This window comes from Streptomyces sp. NPDC039465 (genome assembly GCF_055639315.1).
The window spans coordinates 195,215-220,169 of sequence record NZ_JBVKAP010000008.1; the positions used below are offsets into that span (position 1 = coordinate 195,215).

The window sequence follows — 24,955 nt, forward strand, 5'->3', positions numbered from 1 at the left end:
GAGCCGCCCAGGGACGCCGCAGAGGGGACCGTGCCATGCCACTGCTCGAGCCGAATCCGCAGGCTCTCCGCCCGGGCGGGGACCGCACGCCCTCCGCCGACCGGGTGCCGGACCTTCAGGCCAAGGGCACGCCCACTCCCCTGCGCGCCGAACTCTCCGCACTGGTCGGACCCGAGAAGGTGCTCGGCAGGATCTCCGACCTGGTCCGGTACGCCTCCGACGCGAGCCCCTACCGCTTCGTGCCCAAGGTCGTGGTGGTCGCGGAGGACCTCGACGACATCTCGGCGGTGCTGTCGTACGCGCACGGCAAGGGCCGCGCGGTCGTCTTCCGGGCCGCCGGGACCAGCCTCAACGGCCAGGCCCAGGGTGAGGACATCCTGGTGGACGTGCGCCGCCACTGGGCGGGCGTGGAGGTCATCGACGGCGGCGCCCGGGCGCGGATCCGCCCCGGCACCACGATCCTGCGGGCCAACACGGCGCTCGCCCCGTACGGCCGCGTCCTCGGCCCCGATCCGGCCAGCGCCGCCGCCTGTACGGTCGGCGGGGTCGTCGCCAACAACGCCTCGGGGATGACCGCGGGCACCACCCGTGACTCGTACCGCACCGTCTCCTCGCTCACCTTCGTCCTGCCGAGCGGCACGGTCGTCGACACCGGCGACCCGGCCGCCGACGAGGAGCTCGCGCGCGCCGAGCCCGCGCTCTGCGCGGGGCTGATGGCGCTGAAGGCGGAGATCGAGGCCGATGCCGCGCTCACGGCCCGGCTCCGCGCCAAGTACACGATCAAGAACACCAACGGCTACCGCCTGGACGCCTTCCTCGACGGCGGCACGCCCGTCGAGATCCTGCGGGGGCTGATGGTGGGCTCCGAAGGCACCTTCGGCTTCATCGCGGAGGTCGTCTTCGACACCCTGCCGCTGGAGCGCGCGGCCTCATCGGCGCTGCTCTTCTTCCCCTCCCTTTCGGCGGCCGCGGCGGCCGTGCCCCTCTTCACCGAGGCCGGGGCGATCGCCGTGGAGCTGATGGACGGCAACACACTGCGCGCCTCGGTGACGGTGGCGGGGGTCCCCGCCGACTGGGCGGAGCTGCCCGGCCCGACGACGGCGCTGCTCGTCGAGTTCCGGGCGCCGGACGCAGCGGCGCTGCGCGCCCACGAGGAGAAGGCCGAGGCGATCCTGGCCGGTCTGGAACTGGTCGCCCCGGTCGCCTCCGTGTCGAACGCCTTCACCCGCGATGCGCGGGTGATCGGGGGCTACTGGAAGGCCCGCAAGGCGTTCGTCACCGCCGTCGGCGGTGCGCGCCCGGCCGGTACGACCCTGATCACCGAGGATTTCGCGGTACCGCCCGGGCGGCTCGCCGAGGCCTGCGAGGAGCTGCTGGCGCTTCAAGCCCGCCATGGTTTCGACGCGGCCGTCGCGGGGCACGCCGCCCACGGCAATCTGCACTTCCTGCTCACCTTCGACGCGGCCGAGCCGTCCGACGTGGCGCGGTACGCCGCCTTCATGGCGGACTTCTGCCGGCTGACGGTGGAGCGGTTCGACGGCTCGCTCAAGGCCGAGCACGGCACCGGCCGCAACATCGCCCCGTTCCTGGAGCTGGAGTGGGGTGAGCGGGTCACCGAGCTGATGTGGCGGCTCAAGCGGCTCATCGACCCCGACGGGGTGCTCGCCCCGCGGATCGTCCTCGACCGTGATCCGCAGGCGCATCTGCGCGGCCTGAAGACGATCCCCCGGATCGAGGCCGCGGCCGACCCGTGCATCGAGTGCGGATTCTGCGAGCCGGCCTGCCCCAGCCGGGATCTGACGACGACTCCGCGCCAGCGGATCGCGCTGCGCCGGGAGATGATGCGCCAGACCGAAGGCTCCCGGGTGGAGGCGGGCCTCCTCGCCTCGTACGGCTACGACGCGGTGGACACCTGCGCGGGCGACTCGATGTGCCGGCTGGCCTGTCCGGTGGGGATCGACACGGGGGCCTTGATGAAGGATTTCCGCCATCGGCGGCACTCCGCGCGCGAGGAGCGGATCGCGGCGCTCACCGCGCGGCACTTCCGCGCGGTGGAGGCGGCGGCCCGGCTGGCGGTGGCTGTGGGCGACGCGGCCGGGGACCGGCTGACCGGGGCGGCGACGACACTCGCCCGCCGGGCCGTACGCCCCGATCTCGTGCCGCGGTGGCTCCCCGAACTCCCCGGCGCGGCCCGGGCCCTGCCCCGTACGGGCCGGTCCCGGGCGGTCGCCGTCTACTACCCGGCCTGTGTGAACCGGATCTTCGGCAGCCCTGGGAGGGAGGGGCCATCCGACGAGGACAAGGCCGATGGGGGCGGGGCCGACGGCCGTCGGGCGCCCTCGCTGCCCGAGGCCGTCGTGGCGCTCTCGCACCGCGCGGGCAAGCCGGTGTGGATCCCGCGGGACGTGGCCGGTACGTGCTGCGCCACGATCTGGCACTCCAAGGGGTACGAGGCGGGCGCGGAGGTGATGGCCAACAGGATCGTGGAGGCCGCCTGGGGCTGGACGGCCGGCGGACGGCTCCCCCTGGTCGTCGACGCCTCCTCCTGCGCGCTCGGTCTCGCCGAGGACGTGGTGCCTCATCTCACCGACGAGAACCGCGAGCTGCACGGCGCCCTGACCGTCCTGGACTCCCTCGTCTGGGCGGCCGACGAGCTGCTCCCCCACCTCACGGTGGTACGTACGGTCGGCTCGGCGGTCGTCCACCCCACCTGCTCGATGCGGCGGCTCGGCGACGAGGACCGGCTCACGGCGCTCGCCAGGGCCTGCGCCGACGAGGTCGTCGTCCCCGTCGACGCGGGCTGCTGCGCCTTCGCGGGCGACCGGGGCATGCTCCACACGGAGCTGACCGCCGCCGCGACGGCCCCTGAGGCCGCCGAGGTGACCGCCCGCTCCTTCGACGCGTATCTGTCCGCGAACCGGATGTGCGAGATCGGCATGGACCGGGCCACGGGCCAGACGTACCGGTCGGCGCTGCTCGCCCTGGAGTGGGCGACGCGTACCTGACGGAGCGCCGCAAGCGGAGGGCCCGGTCGCGGAGGTCGCGACCGGGCCCTTCGTCGTGCGACAAGTCCAACGGCTCATCTCAAGAGTCCAATTGGCACCCTTGCGCATCAGCAGTCCCAACGGCCAGGGTCCTTACCGGAATTCATGGACCAGCACATGGACAGCTCACCAGCTCCTGGAGGTTCGATGAACGACGAAGTACCCGGCAGCGGTCCCAGCCGGCGTTCCGTGCTCAGAACCACGGCCGGCGCGGCGGGTGCCGGTCTCGGTCTGGGCGCCCTGGGCGCGGGCCAGGCGAGCGCCGCGGCGCCCGGAGCGGCACCCGCGGTGGACGAGGCGCCCGAGGCCGCCGCCCCCGCGCGCCAGGGCCGGACCATGGCCGGCGTCCCCTTCGAGGGGCGTTCCACCGTCCGGGTCGGCATCATCGGCCTGGGCAACCGCGGCGGCTCCATGATCGACCTCTTTCTCGCCCTGCCCGGCGTCCGGGTCGTCGCCGTCTGCGACCCGGTCCGGGAGAAGACGGAACAGGCCGCGGCCAAGGTCACCGCGGCGGGACAGCCCGCGCCGGCGGTGTACGCCAACGGCCCGGACGACTACGCCAACCTCTGCGGCCGCGGGGACGTCGACTTCGTCTATGTGGCCACCCCCTGGGACACCCACTTCGAGATGGCGAAGGCGGCGATGCTGGGCGGCAAGCACGTCGGGGTGGAGTGTCCCGTCGCGATGCGCCTGGACGAGCTGTGGGCGCTGGTCGACCTCTCCGAGCGGACCCGCCGCCACTGCATGCAGCTGGAGAACTGCTGTTACGGCAAGAACGAGATGCGGGTCCTGCGCATGGCGCACGCGGGCAAGTTCGGTGAACTGCTGCACGGCGCGGGGGCGTACAACCACGATCTGCGGGAGCTGATGTTCTCGCCGACGTACTACGAGGGGCCCTGGCGGCGGCTGTGGCACACCCGGCTGCGGGGCGATCTCTACCCCAACCACGGCTTCGGACCGGTCGCCAACTACATGGACGTCAACCGCGGCGACCGGGTGGTGTCCATCAGCAGCTTCGGTACGCCCGCGCTCGGGCTCGCCGAGTACCGCGCCGCCCAGATGCCGTCCGGCGACCCCAGCTGGAAGGAGACCTACATCGGCGCCGACCGGACCATCAGCCTGGTGCAGACGGCCAAGGGGCGGGTGATCCGTCTGGAGCACGACGTGTCCACCCCGCATCCGTACAGCAGGATCAACACGCTCGGCGGTACGAAGGGCGTCTTCGAGGACTACCCGGCGCGGATCTATCTGGAGCCTGACCACAAGGGCCACCAGTGGGGCGACTTCGCGAAGTACGCCGACTTCGACCACTGGCTGTGGAAGGAGCACGCCAACCCGCCCGGCGGCCACGGCGGCATGGACTACATCATGCTGTTCCGGCTGATGCAGTGCATGCGGCTGGGGCTGGTCCCGGACTTCGACGTGTACGACGCGGCGACCTGGACGGCGCCGGTGCCGCTGAGCCATGCCTCCATCAAGGCGAAGGGCGCGCCGCAGGCGATCCCGGACTTCACCCGGGGTGAGTGGAAGAAGGCCCGCTCCGGGGTGGACTCGGTGAAACCGGCCTGACTACGCGCGCGTGGCCCGGTGTGACGCTCGAAGACCGGGCCACGCGCGCGTGCCGCGCCGCTCAGCAGCGCCGGCGGTCCTCGGTCAGCGTTCCCTGTGCGGTGCGTACGGTCCGGTCGTAGCAGCCCCCGGAGCCGTACAGCCGGTAGCGCTCGGAGGTGGTGCCGACGGCGTGGCGCTGGTCGCGCGGGACGTTGGCGGTGTACGTGGCGTCGCCCGTGTACGTGTCATCGAGGCGCGACCAGGACAGCCGCTCGCCGCCGCGTACGGTCACGGTGTCGGCGCGGTCGCCGAGGGTCAGGACCGTGCGCAGCCGGTCTCCTACGCCGAGGGTGGTCTCGCCGTCCATGGTGTAGGTGCGGTCGGTGCGGGTGGTGGTGCGGCCGGTGGTGATGCGCTCCCGGTCGGTCCAGGTGGCGGTGAGCGCGTCCCGGCTCTCGCCGTCCGTCCAGCGGTGGACCGAGGTGTTGCTCAGGGCGCGGCTGACGGTGGTGGTGATCCGGCCGTGCGAGGTGTCGAGGTGTCCGGCGACGGTGAGCCGGTGGGCGCCGGTGGTGTCCAGGCGGTGTTCGCTTCCGGCCGTGTACACCGAGGAGTTGGCGGGGGCGCTCTCCTCGTGGCGGGTGAGGGCGCCGGTGACCACGGCACGTCCTTCGTCCTGCCAGAGCAGGATGTTGGTGGGGGTGCTCCAGCCGGTCTGGCCCGCGGGCACTCCCGCGACGGAGACGTCGACGCGGTGGGCGCGGCCGTCGTTGAGGAGCGCGGCGAACGGCGTCAGGTCGTAGACGACCGGCTGGACGTCGAAGGCGCGCGGGCCGGGCGTCACGTACCAGAGGAAGGGGTTGGACCAGCCGCCGGTCCAGACGGTCGGGAAGGGCGCGGCGATCCCGGCGAGCCGTCCGTCGACGGATATGCGCACCTCGCGGTAGGGGCCGTCGGTGGCCTTGCAGGAGTAGGGCGCCGCGTCCGGGGTGGTGAGGTACCAGTACTCCTCGCAGCCGCCGCCGGAGCCGGTCGCGTAGACCTCGGCGAGGATCCGCTCGGTGTTGCGCGGGGTGGTGAGGGTCGCCGAGTCGAGCGGCAGGACCCGGTCGGGGACGGTGGCGGGCGTCTTCGCGGGGCCGGTGGCCGGGTAGAAGGTGAGCGTCACCTTGACGTCGATGACGCCCGTGTAGGTGTCGTTGACGACGTTTCCGATGAGCATCTCCACCGGCTGGGGGCGGCGCAGGGTGTCGCGGTAGCGGGTGACGTCCTTCTCGACCGTCCAGGCGATGCCGTCGGGTGAGGGCTGCGGGGTGGACGTGCGGAGGATTTCCACGCCGCCGACGGCGAGGTGGCCGAGGCGGTCGTACTGACGTCCCTTGACGGTGCCCTCCAGCCGGAGCACGACCTTGCTCCAGGAGGTGGGGCACGCCTTGGGGGGCGTGTAGGTGGCGCGGTACGGGGTGAAGTCGCGGAACTGCGCCTCGGCGACGGTGACTTCGCAGGAGCGGGTGTGGGGGCGGGTGACGGGCGGGGCGGCGGTGAGCGGGTCGTGCCAGTCGGTGCCGAATTCCTTCGGTGGTGTCTCGGTTGCGGCGGCGGGGGTCGCACCGAGCAGTGCGGCGGCGGTGAGGGCCAGGCCGCTGATCATGCCCATGATCCTGGAAGGTCTCATGGGTCCGGAGTGAAGCGCGGGACGGGCGGTGGGCACCAGACCGCGGAAGGGGATCTTGGCGCGTTCTGTGCGGTGGCGCCGGAAAGTCGATTGCCGACGGATGGCCTCGAATGCGAACCTTGCACCGTTTGAGCCACCCTCCGAAGACCTGGGGCGTCATGCAGATTCGCGATCTTCCGTATGCCGACCCAGGGGTGCCCGACGTCCGCTCGGGCACGCGCTTCCTGCTCTGGCTCGGCATGGGCCAGCTCCGCGGACAGATCCTGTCCCTGCTCTGGGGGATGGTGCACCACCTCGGCATCGCCGGTCTGCCGCTCGGTGTCGGCTTCGCCGTCCAGGCCGTGGTGGACCGCGACGGAGGGCGGCTCGCGCTCGCCGGTGGCCTGATCGCCCTGCTGGGCGCGGCGCTCGCGCTCGGCGACACCATGCTGCACCGCACGGCCGTCATCAACTGGATCACCGCCGCCGCGCGCGTGCAGCAGCTCCTCGCGCGCAAGACCGCCGAGCTGGGGTCCGTACTGACCCGGCGGGTCGCCGCGGGCGAGGTCGTCGCCGTGTCGACGGGTGACGTGGAGAAGATCGGCTGGTTCGTGGAGGCGCTGTCCCGGTTCGTCGCGGCCGCCCTCACACTGGTCCTGGTCTGTGTGGGTCTGGTGGTCTACCAGCCCGCGCTCGGGGTCGTGGTCGCCGTCGGCGTGCCCGTCCTCGCGCTCGCCGTGCTGCCGCTGCTCCCGCGGGCCACCCGCCGCGCCGACGTGCAGCGGGAGAAGGCGGGCCGGGCGACCGAGCTGGCCTCCGACACGGTGGCCGGACTGCGGGTGCTGCGCGGCATCGGCGGCGAAGAGCTGTTCCTCGGCCGCTACCGCGCCGCCTCCCAGGAGGTGCGCCGGGCCGCCGTGCGCAGCGCCCGGATGTGGGCGCTGATCTCGGCGATTCAGGTGCTCCTGCCGGGTGTGCTGCTGATCGTGGTGGTGGTGTACGGCGCTCGGCTCGCACTGGACGGCCGGATCTCGGTCGGTGAACTGGTCACCGTCTACAGCGCGGTGGCCCTCACCCGTTATCCGTTGCGCCACTTCGAGGAGATCGCGATGGCCTTCTCCTTCTCCCGGCCCTCGGCCAAGCGCGCCGCGCGGGTGCTGTCGCTGGAGCGTACGTCGACGGCTCGCGGGACCGCGGTCCCCGACGGCGGCGATCTGTACGACCCGGTCACCGGCGTGCTCGCCCCGGCGGGGCGGCTCACCGCCGTCGTCTGCGGCGACCCGGACGCGGCCGGGCGGCTCGCCGAGCGGCTCGGCGGCCATCCGGCGGAGCCGGCCGAGGACCACACCTCCGTGCTGCTCGGCGGGGTGCCGCTGGACGAACTGGAGCTGGACGCGGCCCGCGGCGCCGTCCTCGTCCAGGACAAGGATCCGGTGCTGCTCTCCGGCACCCTCGCCGAGCTGCTCGACGTGCCGTCGTCCGGTGCGGTGCGCGCCGAGGAGGCCCTCGCGGCGGCGCAGTGCGCGGACGTCCTGGACGCGCTGGCGCAGGCGTCCGTGGACACGGACGGCGACCCGATGCGGACCCGGATCACCGAGCGCGGCCGGTCCCTGTCCGGCGGGCAGCGCCAGCGTCTGGCGCTCGCCCGCTCGCTGGTGACCGATCCGGAGGTGCTGGTCCTGGACGAGCCGACGTCGGCCGTGGACGCGCACACCGAGTCGCGGGTCGCGGCGGGTGTGGCGCGGCTGCGCGAGGGGCGGACGACGGTCGTCCTCGCCTCCTCGCCGCTGCTGCTCGACCTCGCGGACCGGGTGGTCCTGGTGCACGAGGGGCAGGCCGTGGCGGTGGGCACGCACCGCGAACTGCTGGTCACCGAGCCCCGCTACCGGGCGGTGGTCACCCGCGAGCCCGACGACGACACCCGGCCCCTGGGGCGGGAAGCGATCCCGTCCGTACGGGAAGAGATCGAGGAGACGGCATGATTGGCGTCGCACCCCCGGAGTACGATCCGGCGGCCCCCACCTCCGCGACGGCCCTGCCGGTCGGCACGGCGGCGACCGTACGGGCGTACGTGGGCGAGCTGCTGCGCCGCCACCGCCGGGCGTTCACCCTGCTCGTCACGGTCAACGCGGTCGCGGTGATCGCCTCGATGGCCGGACCGTATCTGCTCGGTTCGCTGGTGGAGCGACTGGCGGACGGGGCGCGTGAACTCCAGCTGGAGTGGACGGTGGGCCTGTTCGTGGTCGCGCTGGCGGTGGAGGCCGTCTTCGTACGGCTGATGCGGCTGCGCGGGGCGATGCTCGGCGAGGAGATGCTCGCCGACCTCCGGGAGGACTTCCTGGTCCGCTCGGTGAGCCTGCCGCCAGGCGTGCTGGAGCGGGCCGGGACCGGCGATCTGCTCTCCCGGATCACCACCGACATCGACCGGCTCGCCAACGCGATGCGGGAGGCGGTGCCGCAGCTGGCGATCGGCGTGGTCTGGGCCGGGCTGCTCATCGGCGGACTCGCCGTCACCGCGCCGCCGTTGGCGCTCGCGATCCTGGTGGCGGCGCCGCTGCTGATCGTGGGCTGCCGCTGGTACTTCCGGCGGGCCGGGGCGGCCTACCGCTCGGAGGCCGCCGGTTACGCGGCGGTCGCCGCCGCGCTCGCCGAGACGGTGGACGCGGGCCGCACGGTCGAGGCGCACCGCCTGGGCGCGCGCCGGATCGCCCTGTCGGAGCGGCGGATCAAGGAGTGGACGGCCTGGGAGCGTTACACGCTCTTCCTGCGGTCCGTGCTCTTCCCGATCGTCAGCGTCACCCATGTGCTGGTCCTCGGCTCGGTGCTGATGATCGGCGGCGTGTTCGTCCTGCACGGCTGGCTCGACGTGGGCCAGCTGACGACCGGCGCCCTGCTCGCCCAGATGCTGGTCGACCCGATCGGGCTCATCCTGCGCTGGTACGACGAGCTCCAGGTCGCCCAGGTGTCGCTGGCCCGGCTGGTGGGCGTACGGGACATCGAGCCGGACGCGGGGGACGCGGAGGTACGCCCCGACGGACGGCAGGTACGCGCGCGGGACGTGCGCTTCGGCTACCGCGAAGGGGTCGACGTGCTGCACCAGGTGTCGATGAGCGTCGCCCCCGGCACCCGCCTCGCGCTGGTCGGCCCCTCCGGTGCGGGCAAATCGACGCTGGGCCGGTTGCTCGCGGGGATCTACGCGCCGCGGACCGGCCGGGTCACGCTCGGCTCGGCGGAGCTGGCGAAGATGCCGGCCGAGCGGGTACGCGAGCACGTGGCCTTGGTCAACCAGGAACACCACGTGTTCGTGGGGTCCCTCCGGGACAATCTGCTGCTGGCCCGGACGACGGCCGGGGACGCCGAGCTGTGGGCGGCCCTGGGCGCGGTCGACGCGAGTGACTGGGCGGGGGCGCTGGAGGACGGTCTCGACACCGAGGTCGGCTCGGGCGGGCTGTCGCTGACCCCGGCGCAGGCGCAGCAGATCGCCCTTGCCCGGCTGGTGCTCGCCGATCCGCACACGCTCGTCCTGGACGAGGCGACCTCGCTGCTGGATCCGCGCGCGGCCCGCCATCTGGAGCGCTCGCTGGGGCGGGTGCTGGACGGTCGTACGGTCGTGGCGATCGCGCACCGGCTGCACACCGCCCACGACGCCGATGTGATCGCGGTCGTCGAGGACGGCCGGATCAGTGAACTGGGCAGCCATGACGAGCTGGTGGCGGCGGACGGCGCGTACGCGGCGCTGTGGCGGTCCTGGCACGGCTGACGGTACCGCCCGGGGCGGGTGCGCCCCGGGCAGCACCTCGACTCGCCGCTACGGCGCGGCGGGCCGGTACGCCTGCTTCGAGGCGCAGTTCCAGATGACGGGGTGCAGGCCGTCGGCGTCGACGGCCGAGCCGCCGACCCGGTCGTCGTCGGTGACGGTGTACGCGGCGGCGTGACCGGTCGGCGACAGGCGGGGCAGGGCCAGCATGGGGCCGTGGCCGGGCCAGTACTGGGCCTGGGTCGGCGGGGCGGTCTCCGGCGGCCAGGGGCCGGTGATGGTCGAGTCGGCGGCGACGCCGACGCTCACGCCGGTGGTGGGGCTGAGGTCCTCCAGGGTGCCCTGGGTGCGGTCGGGCAGGTTCCCGGCGGCGGACATCTCGGCGTAGGGCGGGGCCCAGGCGATGCCGTGGGTCTCCATGACGCGGCTGTAGGTGAACGTGCCGGCGATCCGGCCGCGTTCGTCGATCTCCTGGGGCTCGTAGAAGCTGTAGGTGTCGCCCGGATAGATGGGCGGGAGTTCGGTGGGCAGGCCGGTGGTGGCCGCGGGCCAGAGCAGGGCGGGCTGGTAGCCGGAGTCGTCCTGGACCGCGTCGCCGTGGCCGACGATCTGGCCGGCGTTGTTGATGCCGGTGACGTCCCGGACGCGGATGTGTGCGGGGAGCGGCAGTTCGCGGCGGATCCGGCTGCCGGACCACTCGACCCCGGTGTCCGGCTCCGGCCAGCCGGGGCGAATACCCACGATCCGGCCGCGGTCGTTGACGTCCTTGGCGTAGCCGCCGCCCTCCAGGAGGGTCACCGCGCGCGCTCCGGGGAGGTAACTGAAGGCGCGGGGGGTGCGGCCGCCGTCGAAGAGGGTGCCGACCATGAGGCCCCAGCGGTTGACCGCCTCGACGCTGCCGCCGGTGTACCCGGCGGGCAGCGGGACGCGGCGGACGCGGGTGCCCAGCCAGTAGACGGGCTGCTTGCGGGAGACTCCGACCGAGAGTCCGAGCGGGCCGATGCCGTTGACCTGGGTGTCGTGCAGCCAGGGCGGTGCGGGGTCCCCGCCGGGTCCGGGCAGGGAGCGGAGCTTGGTGATGGACGGCTTGCAGCGGGCCGCCGCCCCCGCGGTGTCCGCCGCTCCCCCGGCGGCCGCGTGGGCCGGTGTGGTGACCGCGAGCGTGGCCAGCAGGGCGCCCAGCACGGCGAGGCGGGGTCTTCTGTGGTGTCTGTGCACGCCAATCCCCCCATTGAATCGGGCAGTTGACGGCGGATCAGGCGATCCGCCGGAACAGCCCATGATGTCCGCGGGGGTGCGGGCGCGCCAGACGGCGCGCGTCGGCCACGCCCTAGAGGAAGCCGAGCGCCGAGGCGCCGCCGACGCCGCCGAGGAGCATGAAGGCCGGCATGAGGACCTTGAGCTCCACCCAGCTGCCCGCGCGGAACCGCAGGCCCTTCGGCGGCCCGACCGGGTACCAGCGCTTGCGGCCGACGGGGATGGGCCACAGGATCGGGCAGCCGGACACGGTCAGCGCGTCGCCGATGTCGTGGACGAGCGCGCCGAGCACGATGGGCAGGCCCAGCCAGAGGTACTCCTGCCCGGGGCTGGTGAAGAGCCAGTCCGAGCCGTTGCCGGGCTGGTCGAGGACGCCGGCGAGGATCCAGGCGCTGGTGGCGCCGAGCAGCCACACGAGGATGTCGCTGGACATCCGGGCGGCCCGCCACAGCAGGCCCTCCACGGCCAGGACCAGGTGGACGAAGAGGATCGCGAGAACCGCCCAGCGGCCGCCGGTGATCGCCAGGACGGAGGCGCCGCCGCCGATCAGGACGGCCCAGACCCAGGTGTGGGTGAGCGTGCGGTGGCCGCCGGACCTGCGGGGGTCCGCGGTGCTGCGGGTGGCCTTGTAGACGGCGTACGACAGCTTGTCGACGATCTCGCACAGGCCCTTGGAGACGGGTCCGAAGGCGCGCGAGATGGTCGCCGACTTGTGGTCGAGGTCGGGGGCGAGGGCCGCGCCGGCGCAGATCAGCGCGCCGACGACGAGTACCGGCCACGGCATCGGGTGGCCCGCGGCGGCCGCGGCCGCCCCTACGCCCAGCCAGGCCGCCGCCCCGGACAACGAGTGCGCCGGTCCCATCATGGTCGTTCCCGCCCCATTCCTCGCGCGCCGGCGCCCAGTTGACGGCCGGTCGACGGGACAGGGTATCTGTCGTGATCTTCGACCAGGACGGCCGGTTCCCTCCTGCGGACGGAATCCAGGCAAGATGGGGGCGTGACCCTTATCGATCAGCTGCCGCCGGATGCCGACCCCGATGCCCTCTTCGAGGCTTTCTCCTCATGGGCCGAGGAGCGCGGCATCACGCTCTACCCCGCCCAGGAGGAGGCGCTGATCGAGGTGGTCTCCGGGGCGAACGTGATCTTGTCCACACCCACCGGATCGGGAAAGAGCCTGGTCGCGGCGGGTGCGCACTTCACCGCGCTCGCCAATGACCAGGTGACCTTCTACACCGCGCCGATCAAGGCGCTGGTGTCGGAGAAGTTCTTCGACCTGTGCAAGCTCTTCGGTACGGAGAACGTCGGCATGCTGACCGGCGACGCGTCCGTGAACGCCGACGCGCCGGTGATCTGCTGCACCGCCGAGGTCCTCGCCTCGATCGCGCTGCGCGACGGCAAGCACGCCGACATCGGCCAGGTCGTGATGGACGAGTTCCACTTCTACGCCGAGCCGGACCGCGGCTGGGCCTGGCAGATCCCGCTCCTTGAGCTGCCGCAGGCACAGTTCGTGCTGATGTCGGCGACGCTCGGCGACGTCTCCATGTTCGAGAAGGATCTGACCCGCCGCACGGGCCGGCCCACCTCGGTGGTCCGCTCGGCGACCCGGCCGGTGCCGCTCTCGTACGAGTACGAGATGACGCCGATCACCGAGACGCTGACCGAGCTCCTGGAGACCAAGCAGGCGCCGGTCTACATCGTCCACTTCACTCAGGCGCAGGCGGTCGAGCGGGCGCAGTCGCTGATGAGCATCAACATGTGCTCGCGCGAGGAGAAGGACAAGATCGCCGAGCTGATCGGCAACTTCCGCTTCACCACCAAGTTCGGTCAGAACCTCTCGCGGTTCGTGCGGCACGGCATCGGCGTCCACCACGCGGGCATGCTGCCGAAGTACCGGCGGCTGGTCGAGAAGCTCGCCCAGGCGGGTCTGCTGAAGGTGATCTGCGGTACCGACACCCTCGGCGTCGGGGTGAACGTCCCGATTCGTACGGTTCTGTTCACGGCGCTCACCAAGTACGACGGCAACCGTGTCCGTACGCTGCGTGCCCGCGAGTTCCACCAGATCGCCGGGCGCGCGGGGCGGGCCGGCTTCGACACGGCCGGTCTGGTGGTCGCCCAAGCGCCCGAGCACGTCATCGAGAACGAGAAGGCGCTCGCCAAGGCCGGGGACGATCCCAAGAAGCGCCGCAAGGTGGTCCGCAAGAAGGCCCCGGAGGGTTTCGTCGCCTGGAGCGAGTCGACCTTCGAGAAGCTGATCGCCTCCGAGCCCGAGCCGCTGACCTCGCGGTTCAAGGTCACCAACATCATGCTGCTGTCGGTGATCGCCCGGCCGGGCAACGCCTTCGAGGCGATGCGCAAGCTCCTGGAGGACAACCACGAGCCGCGCAAGCAGCAGCTGCGGCACATCCGGCGGGCCATCGCCATCTACCGCTCGCTGCTGGCGGGCGGCGTGGTCGAGCAGCTGGAGACCCCGGACGCCGAGGGCCGCACCATCCGGCTCACCGTCGACCTCCAGCAGGACTTCGCGCTCAACCAGCCGCTGTCGACCTTCGCGCTGGCCGCCTTCGACCTGCTCGACCCCGAGTCGCCCTCGTACGCGCTCGACATGGTCTCCGTCGTCGAGTCGACCCTCGACGACCCGCGCCAGATCCTCGCCGCCCAGCAGAACAAGGCGCGCGGCGAGGCGGTCGGACAGATGAAGGCCGACGGGATCGAGTACGAGGAGCGGATGGAGCGGCTCCAGGACATCTCGTACCCCAAGCCGCTCGAAGAGCTGCTGTGGCACGCGTACAACACCTACCGCACCTCGCACCCGTGGGTCGGCGACCACCCGGTCTCGCCGAAGTCCGTCATCCGTGACATGTACGAACGGGCGCTGTCGTTCACGGAGTTCACCTCCTGGTACGAGCTGGCCCGCACCGAGGGCATCGTGCTCCGCTATCTCGCCGGCGCCTACAAGGCCCTCGACCACACCATCCCGGACGATCTGAAGACGGAGGACCTGGAGGATCTGATCGCCTGGCTGGGCGAGATGGTCCGCCAGGTCGACTCCTCCCTCCTCGACGAGTGGGAGCAGCTGGCCAATCCGGAGCTGGAGACCGCCGAGGAGGCCCAGGAGAAGGCCGACCAGGTCAAGCCGGTCACCGCGAACGCCCGCGCGTTCCGGGTGCTGGTGCGCAACGCCATGTTCCGCCGGGTCGAGCTCGCCGCCCTCGATCAGGTCGCCCAGCTCGGCGAGCTGGACGCCGAGTCCGGCTGGGACGAGGAGGCGTGGGGTGAGGCGATGGACGCGTACTGGGACGAGTACGACGACCTCGGCACCGGGCCGGACGCGCGCGGCCCCAAGCTGCTGTCGATCGAGGAGGACCCGGCGCACGGTCTGTGGCGCGTCCGGCAGACGTTCGCCGACCCGAACGGCGACCATGACTGGGGCATCAGCGCGGAGGTGGATCTCGCGGCCTCCGACGAGGAGGGGCGGGCCGTGGTCCGCGTGACCTCTGTCGGCCAGCTCTGAGGAGTACGTGTGACCAGTCCCGCCGAACGACTCGTGGATCTGCTCGATCTGGAGCAGATCGAGGTGAACATCTTCCGTGGCGCCAGCCCGCAGGAGTCACTCCAGCGGGTCTTCGGCGGGCAGGTGGCCGGCCAGGCCCTGGTGGCGGCCGGCCGCACCACCGAGGGCGACCGGCCGGTGCACTCGCTGCACGCCTACTTCCTGCGGCCGGGGCGCCCCGGTGTCCCGATCGTCTACCAGGTCGAGCGGGTCCGGGACGGCCGCTCCTTCACCACCCGCCGGGTCACCGCGATCCAGCAGGGCCGCACGATCTTCAACCTCACCGCCTCCTTCCACCTGCCGGAGGAGGCCGGTTTCGAGCACCAGCTGCCACCGCGCCACATGACGGACCCGGAGACCCTGCCGAAGCTCGCGGACGAGATCCGCGACCACCTGGGCGCGCTGCCCGAGGCGCTGGAGCGGATGGCCCGCCGCCAGCCGTTCGACATCCGCTATGTGGACCGGCTGCGCTGGACGAAGGACGAGGTCAAGGACGCGGACCCGCGCAGCGCGGTGTGGATGCGGGCGGTGGGTCCGCTCGGCGACGACCCGCTGGTGCACACCTGCGCGCTGACGTACGCCTCCGACATGACCCTGCTCGACGCGGTACGGATCCCCGTCGAGCCGCTCTGGGGCCCGCGAGGCTTCGACATGGCCTCCCTGGACCACGCGATGTGGTTCCACCGGCCCTTCCGCGCGGACGAATGGTTCCTGTACGACCAGGAGTCGCCGATCGCGACGGGCGGCCGGGGGCTCGCCCGGGGCAGGATCTACGACCGCGAGGGGCGGCTGCTGGTCTCCGTGGTCCAGGAGGGTCTGTTCCGCAGCCTGGCCTAGGCTGACCCAGGCTGCTGATCGCCTTATCGACGAGGAGACCCGATGACCCTGTACGACATCCCCCTGCGCACCCTGACCGGCGAGCCGACCACCCTGTCCGACTACAAGGACAAGGCGGTCCTGCTGGTCAACGTCGCCTCCAAGTGCGGTCTCACCCCGCAGTACGCGGGCCTGGAGCGGCTGCAGCAGCAGTACGGGGAGCGCGGCTTCACCGTCCTCGGCGTGCCGTGCAACCAGTTCGCCGGGCAGGAGCCGGGCAGTGCGGACGAGATCCAGACGTTCTGCTCGGCGACGTACGGAGTGACGTTCCCGCTCCTGGAGAAGACCGAGGTGAACGGCGCGGACCGGCATCCGCTGTACGGGGAGCTGACGCGGGTCGCGGACGCCGACGGCGAGGCCGGTGACGTGCAGTGGAACTTCGAGAAGTTCCTCATCTCGCCCTCCGGTGAGGTGACCCGCTTCCGGCCGCGTACGGAGCCCGAGGCGCCGGAGGTCGTCGCGGCGATCGAGGCCCTCCTGGGCGCCTGACCGCCGCGCTCCGGCCGTTCGCCGGCCGCGCGTTGTCAGTGGCGTCTGGGACGCTCGGTCCATGGAGACGACACTTCAGCTGACCATCGACTGCGCCGACCCGCGCAGGCTCGTGGAGTTCTGGGCGCCGGCGCTGGGCTATGTGCCCGAGCCGGCGCCGGGCGGCCATGCCACCTGGCGGGCGTACTGGTCCGCCATGGGCGTGCCCGAGGAGGAGCTGCCCGAGGGGGTGGGCGAGACCCCGGAGTCGATCGTGGACCCGGCGGGGACGGGCCCGCGGATCTGGTTCCAGGAGGTTCCCGAGCCCAAGTCCGTGAAGAACCGGGTGCATCTGGACCTGAAGGTGAGCGGCGGGCGGGAGGTGCCGCTCGCCACGCGCCGGGAGCGGGTCGACCGCAAGGTCGCGCTGCTCACCGACGCGGGCGCGAGCGTGCTGCGGGTGATGGCCCCGGAGGACATGGACTACTACGGGGTGGTGCTCCAGGACCCGGAGGGCAACGAGTTCTGCGTGGCGTAGGGCCTGCGGGCGCCTGGCGTGCGGGGGGCTCAGCGCTTGACCCGGCTGCGGATCGCGAGGACGGCCAGGCCCAGGAGCACCGGTTCGGTGATGCGGGAGACCATTTCGACATAGCCGCCGGTGGTCGTCAGGTCCTGGCCGCTGGAGCGGAACACCACCGAGTTGAGGGTGACGGTGAGCGCCTTGTCGAAGCGTTCGGCCGTGAAGCGGTCGTGGGTCGGGTTGCGGGGCTTGCTCTTGTCGATCTCGAAGGTGGCGGTCCCGCCTCCGGCGGGGACGGTGCCGGTGGCCCGCTGCTTCGGTGACTCCTGCGGCAGTCCCACCGCCATCATCAGCAGGATCGTCGTCACCATGGCCAGCGCCAGCCAGCCGAGCGCCCGCGAGGCGCGCAGTCCGTATCCGGAGAGCAGCCAGTACGCCTGGAGCAGCCAGCGTTCCATGTAGGTCCAGCTGCGGTGGCTGTGCCGGCGCATCTCCATCTCGCCGTAGTAGAAGTCGGCCGCTCCGGGTTCGTCCTTGGCGTCCTCGCGGGCCTTGCGGAGCTGGCGGTAGACGACGGTGAGACTGGCGAGTCCCGGCACGTCGTTCGGATCGGGCGGCGGGCTGCCCCAGCCCGCGCGCAGGGTGGCCGGCCGGCTCGGCAGGGCACGCCACAGCCGCTCCTCCTCCAGGACCTGCCGCTGCGCCCAGTGGAAGGGGACGCCACGGCGCCAGGAGCGGTGTGAGGGCGGGTAGGAGAAGGTCCAGCGGCCTTCCAGGCGCAGCTGGTCGAGGTGGAAGGCGCCGACGAAATGGCACTGGCTCAGGTCGACGTCTATGAGCGAGAGCAGGGCGCAGTCGACCCCGCGGACGGTGGTCACGCTCACCGCCGGGTCGCCGCCGCTGAGCAGGGATTCGTCGAGGGACCGGTGGGCGGGGCCGAGCGGTCCCGGCAGTCCGAGGACGGCGACGGGCTGGGTGAGAACGGCGTCGCCGAGGTCGAGACGGGCGTAGCGCAGGCGCAGGGTGGCGGTCGCCTCGAAGCGGGTACGGCGGCACACGATGCGGTCGGCGGCGATCTCGACGGTGACGGGCGCGCCGAACACGGTCTGCACGAGGCTGAGTGTCCCCCCGCAGACGAGGGGTCCGAGGATCGCGGTGGCCTCGAAGGCCGCCTCGGCGAAGACGGCGCCCTTATGGAAGACAGTCCCGGAGAAGTAGGCCTGCGCCGCGAAGCGTGCGGCGCGGAACTCGGCGGACCGGGAGAAGTCCGCCTCCGCGAATCCCGCCCCGTCCTCGAAGGTGGTGTGCCGGAAGACGGCTCCCGCCCGGAACTCGGCCCAGCCGAAGGAGACTTCGTCCTCGAAGACGGCGCGGGCGAAGTCGGCGTCTCCCTCGAACACGGCGCCGCGGAAGTCCGCGGGCCCGCCGAAGGTGACCGTGCCGAAGGAGGCCGTGCCCTGGAAGATGGCCTCCTCGAAGTGGGCGGCGCCCAGCCTCGGGGCAGCCGTCTCCGGGTCGGTCAGTGCGTCGAGGAGCTCCTCCAGCAGTTCCTCGGTGAAGACGGTGCCCCGCAGGTCCAGGGGCTCCCCCGGGCGGAGCCGCTGGAGCTGGCGACGGCGCTCCGCGGGCTCCAGATGGGCCAGGCAGCTCTCCGCGCCCGCCACACGCCGCCCCCGGCAGCCGGCCCGCGCCGAGCCGGGCGGGGCGTCCTGCCCGCAGGGCGTCCAGGCGGGCGCACGGGACAGGGAGGAGCGTACGGGAGACGAGGACGGGGAGGGGGAAGCGAGAGCCACATCGCGAGGAACGCCGCAGGGCTCCGCGGGGTTCCCCCTCCTTCCGTACTCCGGTCGGCAACTGCCCTGGTCCGTACGGCCCGTCAGCGGATCGGCATGCCCGAGAGGGTGCGGGCGATGACCAGTCGCTGGATCTCGCTGGTGCCTTCGAAGATGGTGTAAATCGCCGCGTCGCGGTGCATGCGCTCGACCGGGTACTCGCGTGTGTAGCCGTTGCCGCCCAGGATCTGGATCGCCTGCGCCGTGACCTTCTTGGCGACCTCGCTGGCGTACAGCTTGGACATCGAGCCCTCGGCCGAGGTGAACGGCTTGCCTGCGGTCGCCATCCAGGAGGCGCGCCAGACCAGCAGGCGGGCGGCGTCGATCTGGGTGCGCATGTCGGCGAGCTGGAAGGCGACGCCCTGGTTGTCGACGATCGGGCGGCCGAACTGCTCGCGGGTCCTGGCGTAGTCGAGGGCGACCTCGTACGCGGCGCGGGCGGTGCCGACGGCCATCGCGCCGACGGCCGGGCGGGAGGCCTCGAAGGTGGCCATCGCGGCGTTCTTCACCCGGTCGCCGCCCGCCTTCGCCTTCTCCCGGGCGCGGGCGAGGCGCTCGTCGAGCTTCTCCTTGCCGCCGAGGAGGCAGTGGCCAGGGACGCGGACGTCCTCGAGGACGACCTCGGCGGTGTGCGAGGCCCGGATGCCGTGCTTCTTGAACTTCTGGCCCTGGGACAGGCCGGGGGTCCCCGGCGGGACGATGAAGGAGGCGTGGCCCCTGGAGCCGAGCTCGGGGTCGACGACGGCGACGACGACATGGACGTCGGCGATACCGCCGTTGGTGGCCCAGGTCTTGGTGCCGTTGAGGACCCATTCGTCCTTGGCCTCGTCGTAGACGGCGCGGGTCCGCATCGAGGCGACGTCGGAACCGGCGTCGGGCTCGGAGGAGCAGAACGCGGCGAGCTTGACGTCGTCGGCGTCGCCGTACATCTGCGGGATCCAGGTGCCGATCTGCTCCTCGGTGCCGTTGGCGAGAACACCGACGGCGGCGAGGCCGGTGCCGACGATGGACAGGGCGATGCCCGCGTCGCCCCAGAAGAGTTCCTCCATCGCCATCGGGATGCCGAGGCCCGTGGGGTCGAAGAACTGCTGGGCATAGAAGTCGAGGGAGTAGATGCCGACCTTGGCGGCTTCCTGGATGACCGGCCAGGGGGTCTCCTCACGCTCGTCCCACTCCGCGGCGGCGGGGCGGATCACGTCCTCGGCGAATCCGTGCAACCAGTCACGGACCTGCTTCTGGTCGTCGTTGAGTTCGAGCGTGAACTCGGCCATAGTCCCCTCCAGCAGTGCGTTACTTGCGGTAACCGCAGTCTGTTACCGGTAAGTAGCAGATGTCAACCGGCATCGGCCCGACCGGCACCGGGTGCCGCCTTGGTGTTACGTTGCGCAGGCCTCAGGAATTCGCACGGGCGGGGAGAGACGCTATGGACACCACACACCGGACCGACCAGCAGAAATCGGCGCAGGAACGGCGCCGGGAACTGCTCGAAGCGGCGGACCGCGTGGTGCTCCGGGACGGCCCCAAGGCCTCGATGAACGCGATCGCGGCGGAGGCGGGCATCACCAAGCCGATCCTCTACCGCCACTTCGGCGACAAGGGCGGCCTCTACCGCGCGCTCGCCCAGCGCCACACCGACGCCCTGCTCGCGGCGCTGCGCACCGCGCTGGACGCGCCCGCGGACCGGCGCGAACGCGTCGAGGCGACGCTCGACACGTACCTCGCCGCGATCGAGGCCCGCCCGCAGGTGTACCGCTTCCTGATGCACCCTGCGGAGGAGACCCAGCAGGACGGCCCCGGCTTCGACGTGGGCCGCCACTCCGCGCCGCTCCTGCGGCGCATGGGCGAGGAGCTGGGCGTGGTCATCGCCGAGCGCATCGACCTCGGCCCCGGCAGCGAGGCGCTGGCGCGGGTGTGGGGCCACGGCATCGTCGGCATGATGCACGCGGCCGGCGACTGGTGGCTGGGCGAACGCCCCTGCTCCCGCACCGAATTGGTCCGCGGCCTGGCGGAACTCCTGTGGGGCAGACTCGCCGAGGCCACCGACCGCGTGGACGGCCCGGGCTTCTGACCGCCGCGAGGCGCGCCCGGCGCGAGCTGCGCCCGGCAACCCCCACTACCCGAAGCCGCCCCAGGCCGGAGCGACGAGCCCGGCAGACCGCCACGCCGGCGGGCGCCCGGGCGAGCGCGGGCCTCCGCCCGCGGGCCACGCACGACTCGACGAGCCGCCAAGCCCGCCCCGCCCCACTACCCGAAGCCGCCCCAGGCCGGAGCTACAAGCCCGACATCCCGCCGCGCCGACGGACGCCCCGGCACCCGGGCGAGCGCGTGCCGCCGCCCGCGGGCCACGAACAGCCGCTCCGGTCCGGGCCGCCGCGCCGCCCCCTCCCGGCCGGAGGAACGGGCCCCGCAGGGCCCACCTCGGCCGCTGCCCGGGGCGCTCGGGCCGCTGCCCCGCCAGAGGCGCCCCGGCGCCTCACATCCGGTCGGCCGACCCCGGCCCCCTCGCCCACGGTGCCTTCCTCGCCGCTCGCAGTGCCTTCGCGCGGCGCCAGCCGGTGAGGTGGTCGACGTAGACCGTGCCCTCCAGGTGGTCGCATTCGTGCTGGAGGCAGCGGGCGAAGAAGCCCGTGCCCTCGATGCGGACCGGGGCGCCGTCCGTCGTCACGCCCTCGACGACCGCGCGGTCGAAGCGCGGGGTGCCCGCCTCGATGCCCGGCAGGGACAGGCAGCCCTCGGGGCCGCGGACCACGACGTCGTCGGCCTCGACCAGGCGCGGGTTCACCACATGGCCCAGATGCCGTACGTCCTCGTCGTCCGGGCAGTCGAAGACGAAGACCCGCAGGCCCACGCCCACCTGATTGGCGGCGAGGCCGACGCCGTTCGCCGCATACATCGTCGCGAACATGTCCTCGACCAGGCGTTTGAGCGACGGGCCGAAATCGGTGACGGTCTCACAGGGGGCGTGCAGCACCGGGTCGCCGAGCAGACTCATGGCTCGAACAAGGCCGGAACTGCCGGGGATCGGGCGGTTTCGCATGGCGGCAAGCGTACGGTCCGCCGTGACCTGGAAGTTTCCCGGTGGTGCCGCGATTCGGGGCCCTGGCCTGATCTCGATAGGCTGAGCCCGGACCGACGCAAGGAGGAACAAGGACGATGGCTGGACACCCCGGCAATTCAGAGCCGCTGTCGCCACGCGCCAAGCTGGCCGTGACGGCGGGCAAGGCCGCGGCGGCGGTGTCGCGCGCCGCGGGACGCGGCAGCGGATCCGTGATCGGCGGCCGGGTGGCGCTCAAGCTCGACCCCGACCTGCTGGGGCGGCTCGCCCAGCATCTGGACGTCGTCCTGGTGTCGGCGACCAACGGCAAGACCACCACCACCCGGCTGATCGCCGAGGCGCTGCGCGCCAGCGGCCCGGTCGTCTCGAACGCGCTCGGCGCCAACATGCCCGCCGGTATCACGTCCGCGCTCGCGGGCGGCTCGGACGCCAAGTTCGGTGTCATCGAGGTCGACGAGAAGTACCTCGCCGGGGTCGCCCGGGACGTCACGCCGAAGGCGATCGCGCTGCTCAACCTCTCCCGCGACCAGCTCGACCGCGCCGCCGAGACCCGGATGCTCGCCGAGAAGTGGCGCGAGGGCCTCAACGGCACCAAGGCCGTGGTGATCGCCAACGCCGACGACCCGCTGATCGTGTGGGCCGCCTCCTCCTCGCCGAACGTGGTGTGGGTGGCCGCCGGCCAGGAGTGGAAGGACGACGCCTGGTCGTGCCCCTCCTGCGGTGGTGTGATGCAGCGCCCCGGCGACGACTGGTTCTGCGGCGAGTGCGGCTTCCGCCGCCCCTCCCCGAGCTGGGTGCTCAGCGGCGACCACGTCCTGGACCCGCACGGATCGGCCTGGCCGATCCACCTCCAGCTGCCGGGCCGCGCCAACAAGGCCAACGCCGCCACCTCCGCCGCGGTCGCCGCGGTCTTCGGGGTGCCGCCGCAGGTCGCCCTCGAGCGCATGTACCAGGTGCAGGCCGTCGCCGGGCGCTACGACGTCGTCTCCTTCCAGGGCCGTGAGCTGCGGCTCCTGCTCGCCAAGAACCCGGCGGGCTGGCTCGAAACGTTTTCCCTGATCGACCCGCCGCCGACGCCGGTGATCCTCTCGGTCAACGCCCGCGGCGCCGACGGCACGGACACCTCCTGGCTCTGGGACGTCGACTACACCCGGCTCGCCGGCCACCCGATCTACGTCATCGGTGACCGCAAGCTGGACCTGGCGGTCCGCCTGGAGGTCGCGGGCCTGGACTTCCAGGTCGTCGACTCCATCGACGAGGCCGTGCAGTCCGCCCCGCCCGGCCAGATCGAGCTGATCGCCAACTACACCGCCTTCCAGGACGTCCGCCGCCGCGTCGGCAACTGACCCGAAGAGGACTTGCAGCATGAGTGAGAGCAGCCTGCGTCTGGTCTGGGTCTACCCCGACCTGCTGAGCACCTACGGCGACCAGGGCAACGCCCTCGTCGTCGAGCGCCGGGCCCGTCAGCGCGGCCTCGACGTCCAGCGCGTCGACGTCCGCAGCGACCAGCCGGTGCCGACCTCCGGCGACATCTATCTGATCGGCGGCGGCGAGGACCGGCCGCAGCGGCTCGCCGCCGAGCGGTTGCGCCGTGACGGCGGTCTGAGCCGCGCCGCCGAGAACGGCGCGATCATCTTCTCGGTCTGCGCCGGGTACCAGATCCTCGGCCACGAGTTCATCAACGACCTCGGCGAGCGCGAGCCGGGCCTCGGACTGATCGACGTGATCTCCACCCGCGGCGAGGGCGAGCGGTGCGTCGGTGACGTCCTCGCGGACATCGACCCGCGCCTGGGCCTGCCCCAGCTCACCGGGTTCGAGAACCACCAGGGCATCACCCACCTCGGCCCGACCGCCCGCCCCTTCGCCCGTACGGTGATCGGCAAGGGCAACGGCACCGGCGACGGCACCGAGGGCGCGTACAACGACACCGTGTTCGGCACGTACATGCACGGCCCCGTCATGGCCCGCAACCCGCAGATCGCGGACCTGCTGCTCAAGCTGGCCCTCGATGTGAACGCACTGCCGCCGACCGACGACCGGTGGTACGAGGCGCTGCGCACCGAGCGGATCAACGCCGCGCTCACCCCTGCCTGACCCGGCGCCCGACCCGGCTCGTACGGACGTCCTGTTCGTTCCTACGAAGGTCGTCCAGTAGTCGGACAGACGGTTCGGCCCCGCCATCCGGCACCGATAGGGTGGCGGGGATCCAACCGGACGACGTGGTCCGGGAGTCGGCCCACGTTGCAAAGGTATTTCGGGCTATGCGCATTGGTGTGCTCACTTCCGGCGGCGACTGCCCCGGTCTGAACGCCGTCATCCGTTCCGTCGTGCACCGCGCGGTCGTCGACCACGGCGACGAGGTCGTGGGTTTCCACGACGGGTGGAAGGGCCTCCTGGAGGGCGACTACCGCAAGCTCGACCTGGACGCGGTGGCCGGCATCCTCGCCCGTGGCGGCACCATCCTGGGCTCCTCCCGGGTCCAGCCCGCGCATCTGCGCGACGGTGTCGAGCGGGCCAGGGGCCATGTCGCCGACCTCGGCCTGGACGCGATCATCCCGATCGGCGGCGAGGGCACCCTCAAGGCCGCCCATCTGCTCTCCGAGGCCGGTCTGCCGATCGTCGGCGTGCCGAAGACCATCGACAACGACATCGCCTCGACCGATGTGACCTTCGGCTTCGACACCGCCGTCGGCGTCGCCACCGAGGCCCTGGACCGGCTGAAGACCACCGCCGAGTCCCACCAGCGGGTGCTGATCGTCGAGGTCATGGGCCGCCACACCGGCTGGATCGCGCTGCACTCGGGCATGGCCGCCGGCGCCCACGCGATCGTCGTGCCCGAGCGGCCCTTCGACATCGACGAGCTGACCGCCCGGGTCGGCGCGCGGTTCGAGGCCGGCAAGCGGTTCGCGATCGTCGTGGTCGCCGAGGGCGCCAAGCCGCGCGCGGGGTCGATGGAGTTCGACGAGGGCGGCAAGGACATCTACGGCCACGAGCGCTTCGCCGGCGTCGCCCGGCAGCTGTCGATCGAGCTGGAGCAGCGCCTCGGCAAGGAGGCCCGGCCCGTCATCCTCGGCCATGTGCAGCGCGGCGGCACCCCGACCGCGTACGACCGTGTCCTCGCGACCCGGTTCGGCTGGCACGCCGTCGAGGCGGCGCACAACGGCGCCTTCGGGATGATGACCGCGCTGCGGGGCACGGACATCACGCTGGTGCCGCTCGCCGAGGCCGTCGAGACCCTGAAGACCGTGCCGTCCGAGCGGTACGCCGAGGCCGAGTGCGTCCTGTGAGGTCGGCCCCGACGTCGTCCGCGACGTCGGTTGCATCGTGAACGAACCGCCCCCGGCCGCAGCGACGGCCGGGGGCGGTTCTAGTCTGGTGCGGACAACTGGCA

Annotated in this window: 18 protein-coding genes; 12 read left to right on the forward strand and 6 right to left on the reverse strand. The window is 72.3% G+C overall.

The features are described from left to right. Positions 1 to 35 precede the first annotated feature (35 nt). Both ACZ7LT_RS26060 and ACZ7LT_RS26065 read left to right on the forward strand, forming a co-directional pair. The gene (locus ACZ7LT_RS26060; protein ID WP_471238514.1) at positions 36 to 3,005 is read left to right on the forward strand and encodes an FAD-binding and (Fe-S)-binding domain-containing protein; all 2,970 of its coding nucleotides are present in this window, start codon (positions 36 to 38) and stop codon (positions 3,003 to 3,005) included. A 156-nt stretch (positions 3,006 to 3,161) separates the two neighbouring features. Beyond that, positions 3,162 to 4,613 (forward strand): Gfo/Idh/MocA family protein, encoded by a 1,452-nt coding sequence (locus ACZ7LT_RS26065; RefSeq protein ID WP_471238515.1) that lies wholly within the window; start codon positions 3,162 to 3,164, stop codon positions 4,611 to 4,613. Between the two features lie 61 nt (positions 4,614 to 4,674). Here the strand turns inward: ACZ7LT_RS26065 and ACZ7LT_RS26070 are convergent, their stop codons facing one another. Next, positions 4,675 to 6,270: a peptide-N4-asparagine amidase gene (locus ACZ7LT_RS26070; protein ID WP_471238516.1), complete on the reverse strand. Its 1,596-nt coding sequence runs from the start codon at positions 6,268 to 6,270 to the stop codon at positions 4,675 to 4,677. Positions 6,271 to 6,428: 158 nt separating this feature from the next. Here ACZ7LT_RS26070 and ACZ7LT_RS26075 point away from each other — a divergent pair, with 158 nt between their 5' ends. Continuing rightward, on the forward strand, positions 6,429 to 8,231 hold the full coding sequence (locus ACZ7LT_RS26075) for an ABC transporter transmembrane domain-containing protein (protein WP_471238652.1): 1,803 nt from the start codon (positions 6,429 to 6,431) through the stop codon (positions 8,229 to 8,231). After that, entirely contained in the window at positions 8,228 to 10,009 is a 1,782-nt protein-coding gene (locus ACZ7LT_RS26080) for an ABC transporter ATP-binding protein (protein WP_471238517.1), read from the forward strand. The genes ACZ7LT_RS26075 and ACZ7LT_RS26080 overlap by 4 nt, the downstream gene beginning before the upstream one ends. 48 nt (positions 10,010 to 10,057) lie before the next feature. Here ACZ7LT_RS26080 and ACZ7LT_RS26085 read toward each other — a convergent pair whose 3' ends face one another. Together ACZ7LT_RS26085 and ACZ7LT_RS26090 are read right to left on the reverse strand one after the other, a co-directional pair. After that, the gene (locus tag ACZ7LT_RS26085) at positions 10,058 to 11,224 is read right to left on the reverse strand and encodes a hypothetical protein (protein WP_471238518.1); all 1,167 of its coding nucleotides are present in this window, start codon (positions 11,222 to 11,224) and stop codon (positions 10,058 to 10,060) included. Positions 11,225 to 11,336: 112 nt separating this feature from the next. Further along, entirely contained in the window at positions 11,337 to 12,128 is a 792-nt protein-coding gene (locus ACZ7LT_RS26090; RefSeq protein ID WP_471238519.1) for a metal-dependent hydrolase, read from the reverse strand. Positions 12,129 to 12,260: 132 nt separating this feature from the next. Here ACZ7LT_RS26090 and ACZ7LT_RS26095 point away from each other — a divergent pair, with 132 nt between their 5' ends. The 4 genes from ACZ7LT_RS26095 to ACZ7LT_RS26110 all read left to right on the forward strand — a co-directional run bounded on the left by ACZ7LT_RS26095 (position 12,261) and on the right by ACZ7LT_RS26110 (position 16,695). Continuing rightward, positions 12,261 to 14,774, forward strand: a complete 2,514-nt coding sequence (locus ACZ7LT_RS26095; protein WP_471238520.1) for a DEAD/DEAH box helicase — start codon at positions 12,261 to 12,263, stop codon at positions 14,772 to 14,774. 9 nt (positions 14,775 to 14,783) lie between these two features. After that, a complete protein-coding gene (locus tag ACZ7LT_RS26100) occupies positions 14,784 to 15,650 on the forward strand; it encodes an acyl-CoA thioesterase (protein ID WP_471238521.1) in 867 nt (288 codons plus the stop codon). 42 nt (positions 15,651 to 15,692) lie between these two features. Next, a complete protein-coding gene (locus ACZ7LT_RS26105; RefSeq protein ID WP_471238522.1) occupies positions 15,693 to 16,178 on the forward strand; it encodes a glutathione peroxidase in 486 nt (161 codons plus the stop codon). Positions 16,179 to 16,239: 61 nt separating this feature from the next. After that, on the forward strand, positions 16,240 to 16,695 hold the full coding sequence (locus ACZ7LT_RS26110) for a VOC family protein (RefSeq protein ID WP_471238523.1): 456 nt from the start codon (positions 16,240 to 16,242) through the stop codon (positions 16,693 to 16,695). Positions 16,696 to 16,724: 29 nt separating this feature from the next. On the opposite strand, the gene ACZ7LT_RS26115 is transcribed toward ACZ7LT_RS26110, so the two are convergent. Beyond that, complete coding sequence (locus ACZ7LT_RS26115) at positions 16,725 to 18,470, reverse strand: pentapeptide repeat-containing protein (RefSeq protein ID WP_471238524.1); 1,746 nt, start codon at positions 18,468 to 18,470, stop codon at positions 16,725 to 16,727. 83 nt (positions 18,471 to 18,553) lie between these two features. Further along, the gene (locus ACZ7LT_RS26120) at positions 18,554 to 19,780 is read right to left on the reverse strand and encodes an acyl-CoA dehydrogenase family protein (protein ID WP_471238525.1); all 1,227 of its coding nucleotides are present in this window, start codon (positions 19,778 to 19,780) and stop codon (positions 18,554 to 18,556) included. Between the two features lie 152 nt (positions 19,781 to 19,932). Here ACZ7LT_RS26120 and ACZ7LT_RS26125 point away from each other — a divergent pair, with 152 nt between their 5' ends. Next, the gene (locus ACZ7LT_RS26125) at positions 19,933 to 20,577 is read left to right on the forward strand and encodes a TetR/AcrR family transcriptional regulator (RefSeq protein WP_471238526.1); all 645 of its coding nucleotides are present in this window, start codon (positions 19,933 to 19,935) and stop codon (positions 20,575 to 20,577) included. A gap of 405 nt (positions 20,578 to 20,982) precedes the next feature. Here ACZ7LT_RS26125 and def read toward each other — a convergent pair whose 3' ends face one another. Further along, positions 20,983 to 21,546, reverse strand: a complete 564-nt coding sequence (def, locus tag ACZ7LT_RS26130) for a peptide deformylase (protein ID WP_471238527.1) — start codon at positions 21,544 to 21,546, stop codon at positions 20,983 to 20,985. A 116-nt stretch (positions 21,547 to 21,662) separates the two neighbouring features. Between def and ACZ7LT_RS26135 the strand changes: the two genes are divergently transcribed. The 3 genes from ACZ7LT_RS26135 to ACZ7LT_RS26145 all read left to right on the forward strand — a co-directional run bounded on the left by ACZ7LT_RS26135 (position 21,663) and on the right by ACZ7LT_RS26145 (position 24,851). Further along, positions 21,663 to 22,910 (forward strand): Mur ligase family protein, encoded by a 1,248-nt coding sequence (locus ACZ7LT_RS26135; RefSeq protein ID WP_019884459.1) that lies wholly within the window; start codon positions 21,663 to 21,665, stop codon positions 22,908 to 22,910. A gap of 19 nt (positions 22,911 to 22,929) precedes the next feature. Continuing rightward, a complete protein-coding gene (locus tag ACZ7LT_RS26140) occupies positions 22,930 to 23,658 on the forward strand; it encodes a type 1 glutamine amidotransferase (protein ID WP_471238528.1) in 729 nt (242 codons plus the stop codon). A gap of 167 nt (positions 23,659 to 23,825) precedes the next feature. Continuing rightward, on the forward strand, positions 23,826 to 24,851 hold the full coding sequence (locus ACZ7LT_RS26145) for a 6-phosphofructokinase (RefSeq protein ID WP_019884461.1): 1,026 nt from the start codon (positions 23,826 to 23,828) through the stop codon (positions 24,849 to 24,851). Positions 24,852 to 24,955: the final 104 nt, after the last annotated feature.

What these genes read in the sequence shown, in the direction of transcription:
- ACZ7LT_RS26125 (WP_471238526.1), top strand. Translation starts at nt 19,933, where the DNA reads ATGGACACCACACACCGGACCGACCAGCAGAAATCGGCGCAGGAACGG.
- ACZ7LT_RS26075 (WP_471238652.1), top strand. Translation starts at nt 6,429, where the DNA reads ATGCAGATTCGCGATCTTCCGTATGCCGACCCAGGGGTGCCCGACGTC.
- ACZ7LT_RS26110 (WP_471238523.1), top strand. Translation starts at nt 16,240, where the DNA reads ATGGAGACGACACTTCAGCTGACCATCGACTGCGCCGACCCGCGCAGG.
- ACZ7LT_RS26090 (WP_471238519.1), bottom strand. Translation starts at nt 12,128, where the DNA reads ATGATGGGACCGGCGCACTCGTTGTCCGGGGCGGCGGCCTGGCTGGGC.
- ACZ7LT_RS26080 (WP_471238517.1), top strand. Translation starts at nt 8,228, where the DNA reads ATGATTGGCGTCGCACCCCCGGAGTACGATCCGGCGGCCCCCACCTCC.
- ACZ7LT_RS26140 (WP_471238528.1), top strand. Translation starts at nt 22,930, where the DNA reads ATGAGTGAGAGCAGCCTGCGTCTGGTCTGGGTCTACCCCGACCTGCTG.
- ACZ7LT_RS26145 (WP_019884461.1), top strand. Translation starts at nt 23,826, where the DNA reads ATGCGCATTGGTGTGCTCACTTCCGGCGGCGACTGCCCCGGTCTGAAC.
- ACZ7LT_RS26060 (WP_471238514.1), top strand. Translation starts at nt 36, where the DNA reads ATGCCACTGCTCGAGCCGAATCCGCAGGCTCTCCGCCCGGGCGGGGAC.
- ACZ7LT_RS26120 (WP_471238525.1), bottom strand. Translation starts at nt 19,780, where the DNA reads ATGGCCGAGTTCACGCTCGAACTCAACGACGACCAGAAGCAGGTCCGT.
- ACZ7LT_RS26065 (WP_471238515.1), top strand. Translation starts at nt 3,162, where the DNA reads ATGGACAGCTCACCAGCTCCTGGAGGTTCGATGAACGACGAAGTACCC.
- ACZ7LT_RS26105 (WP_471238522.1), top strand. Translation starts at nt 15,693, where the DNA reads ATGACCCTGTACGACATCCCCCTGCGCACCCTGACCGGCGAGCCGACC.
- ACZ7LT_RS26135 (WP_019884459.1), top strand. Translation starts at nt 21,663, where the DNA reads ATGGCTGGACACCCCGGCAATTCAGAGCCGCTGTCGCCACGCGCCAAG.
- ACZ7LT_RS26070 (WP_471238516.1), bottom strand. Translation starts at nt 6,270, where the DNA reads ATGAGACCTTCCAGGATCATGGGCATGATCAGCGGCCTGGCCCTCACC.
- def (WP_471238527.1), bottom strand. Translation starts at nt 21,546, where the DNA reads ATGCGAAACCGCCCGATCCCCGGCAGTTCCGGCCTTGTTCGAGCCATG.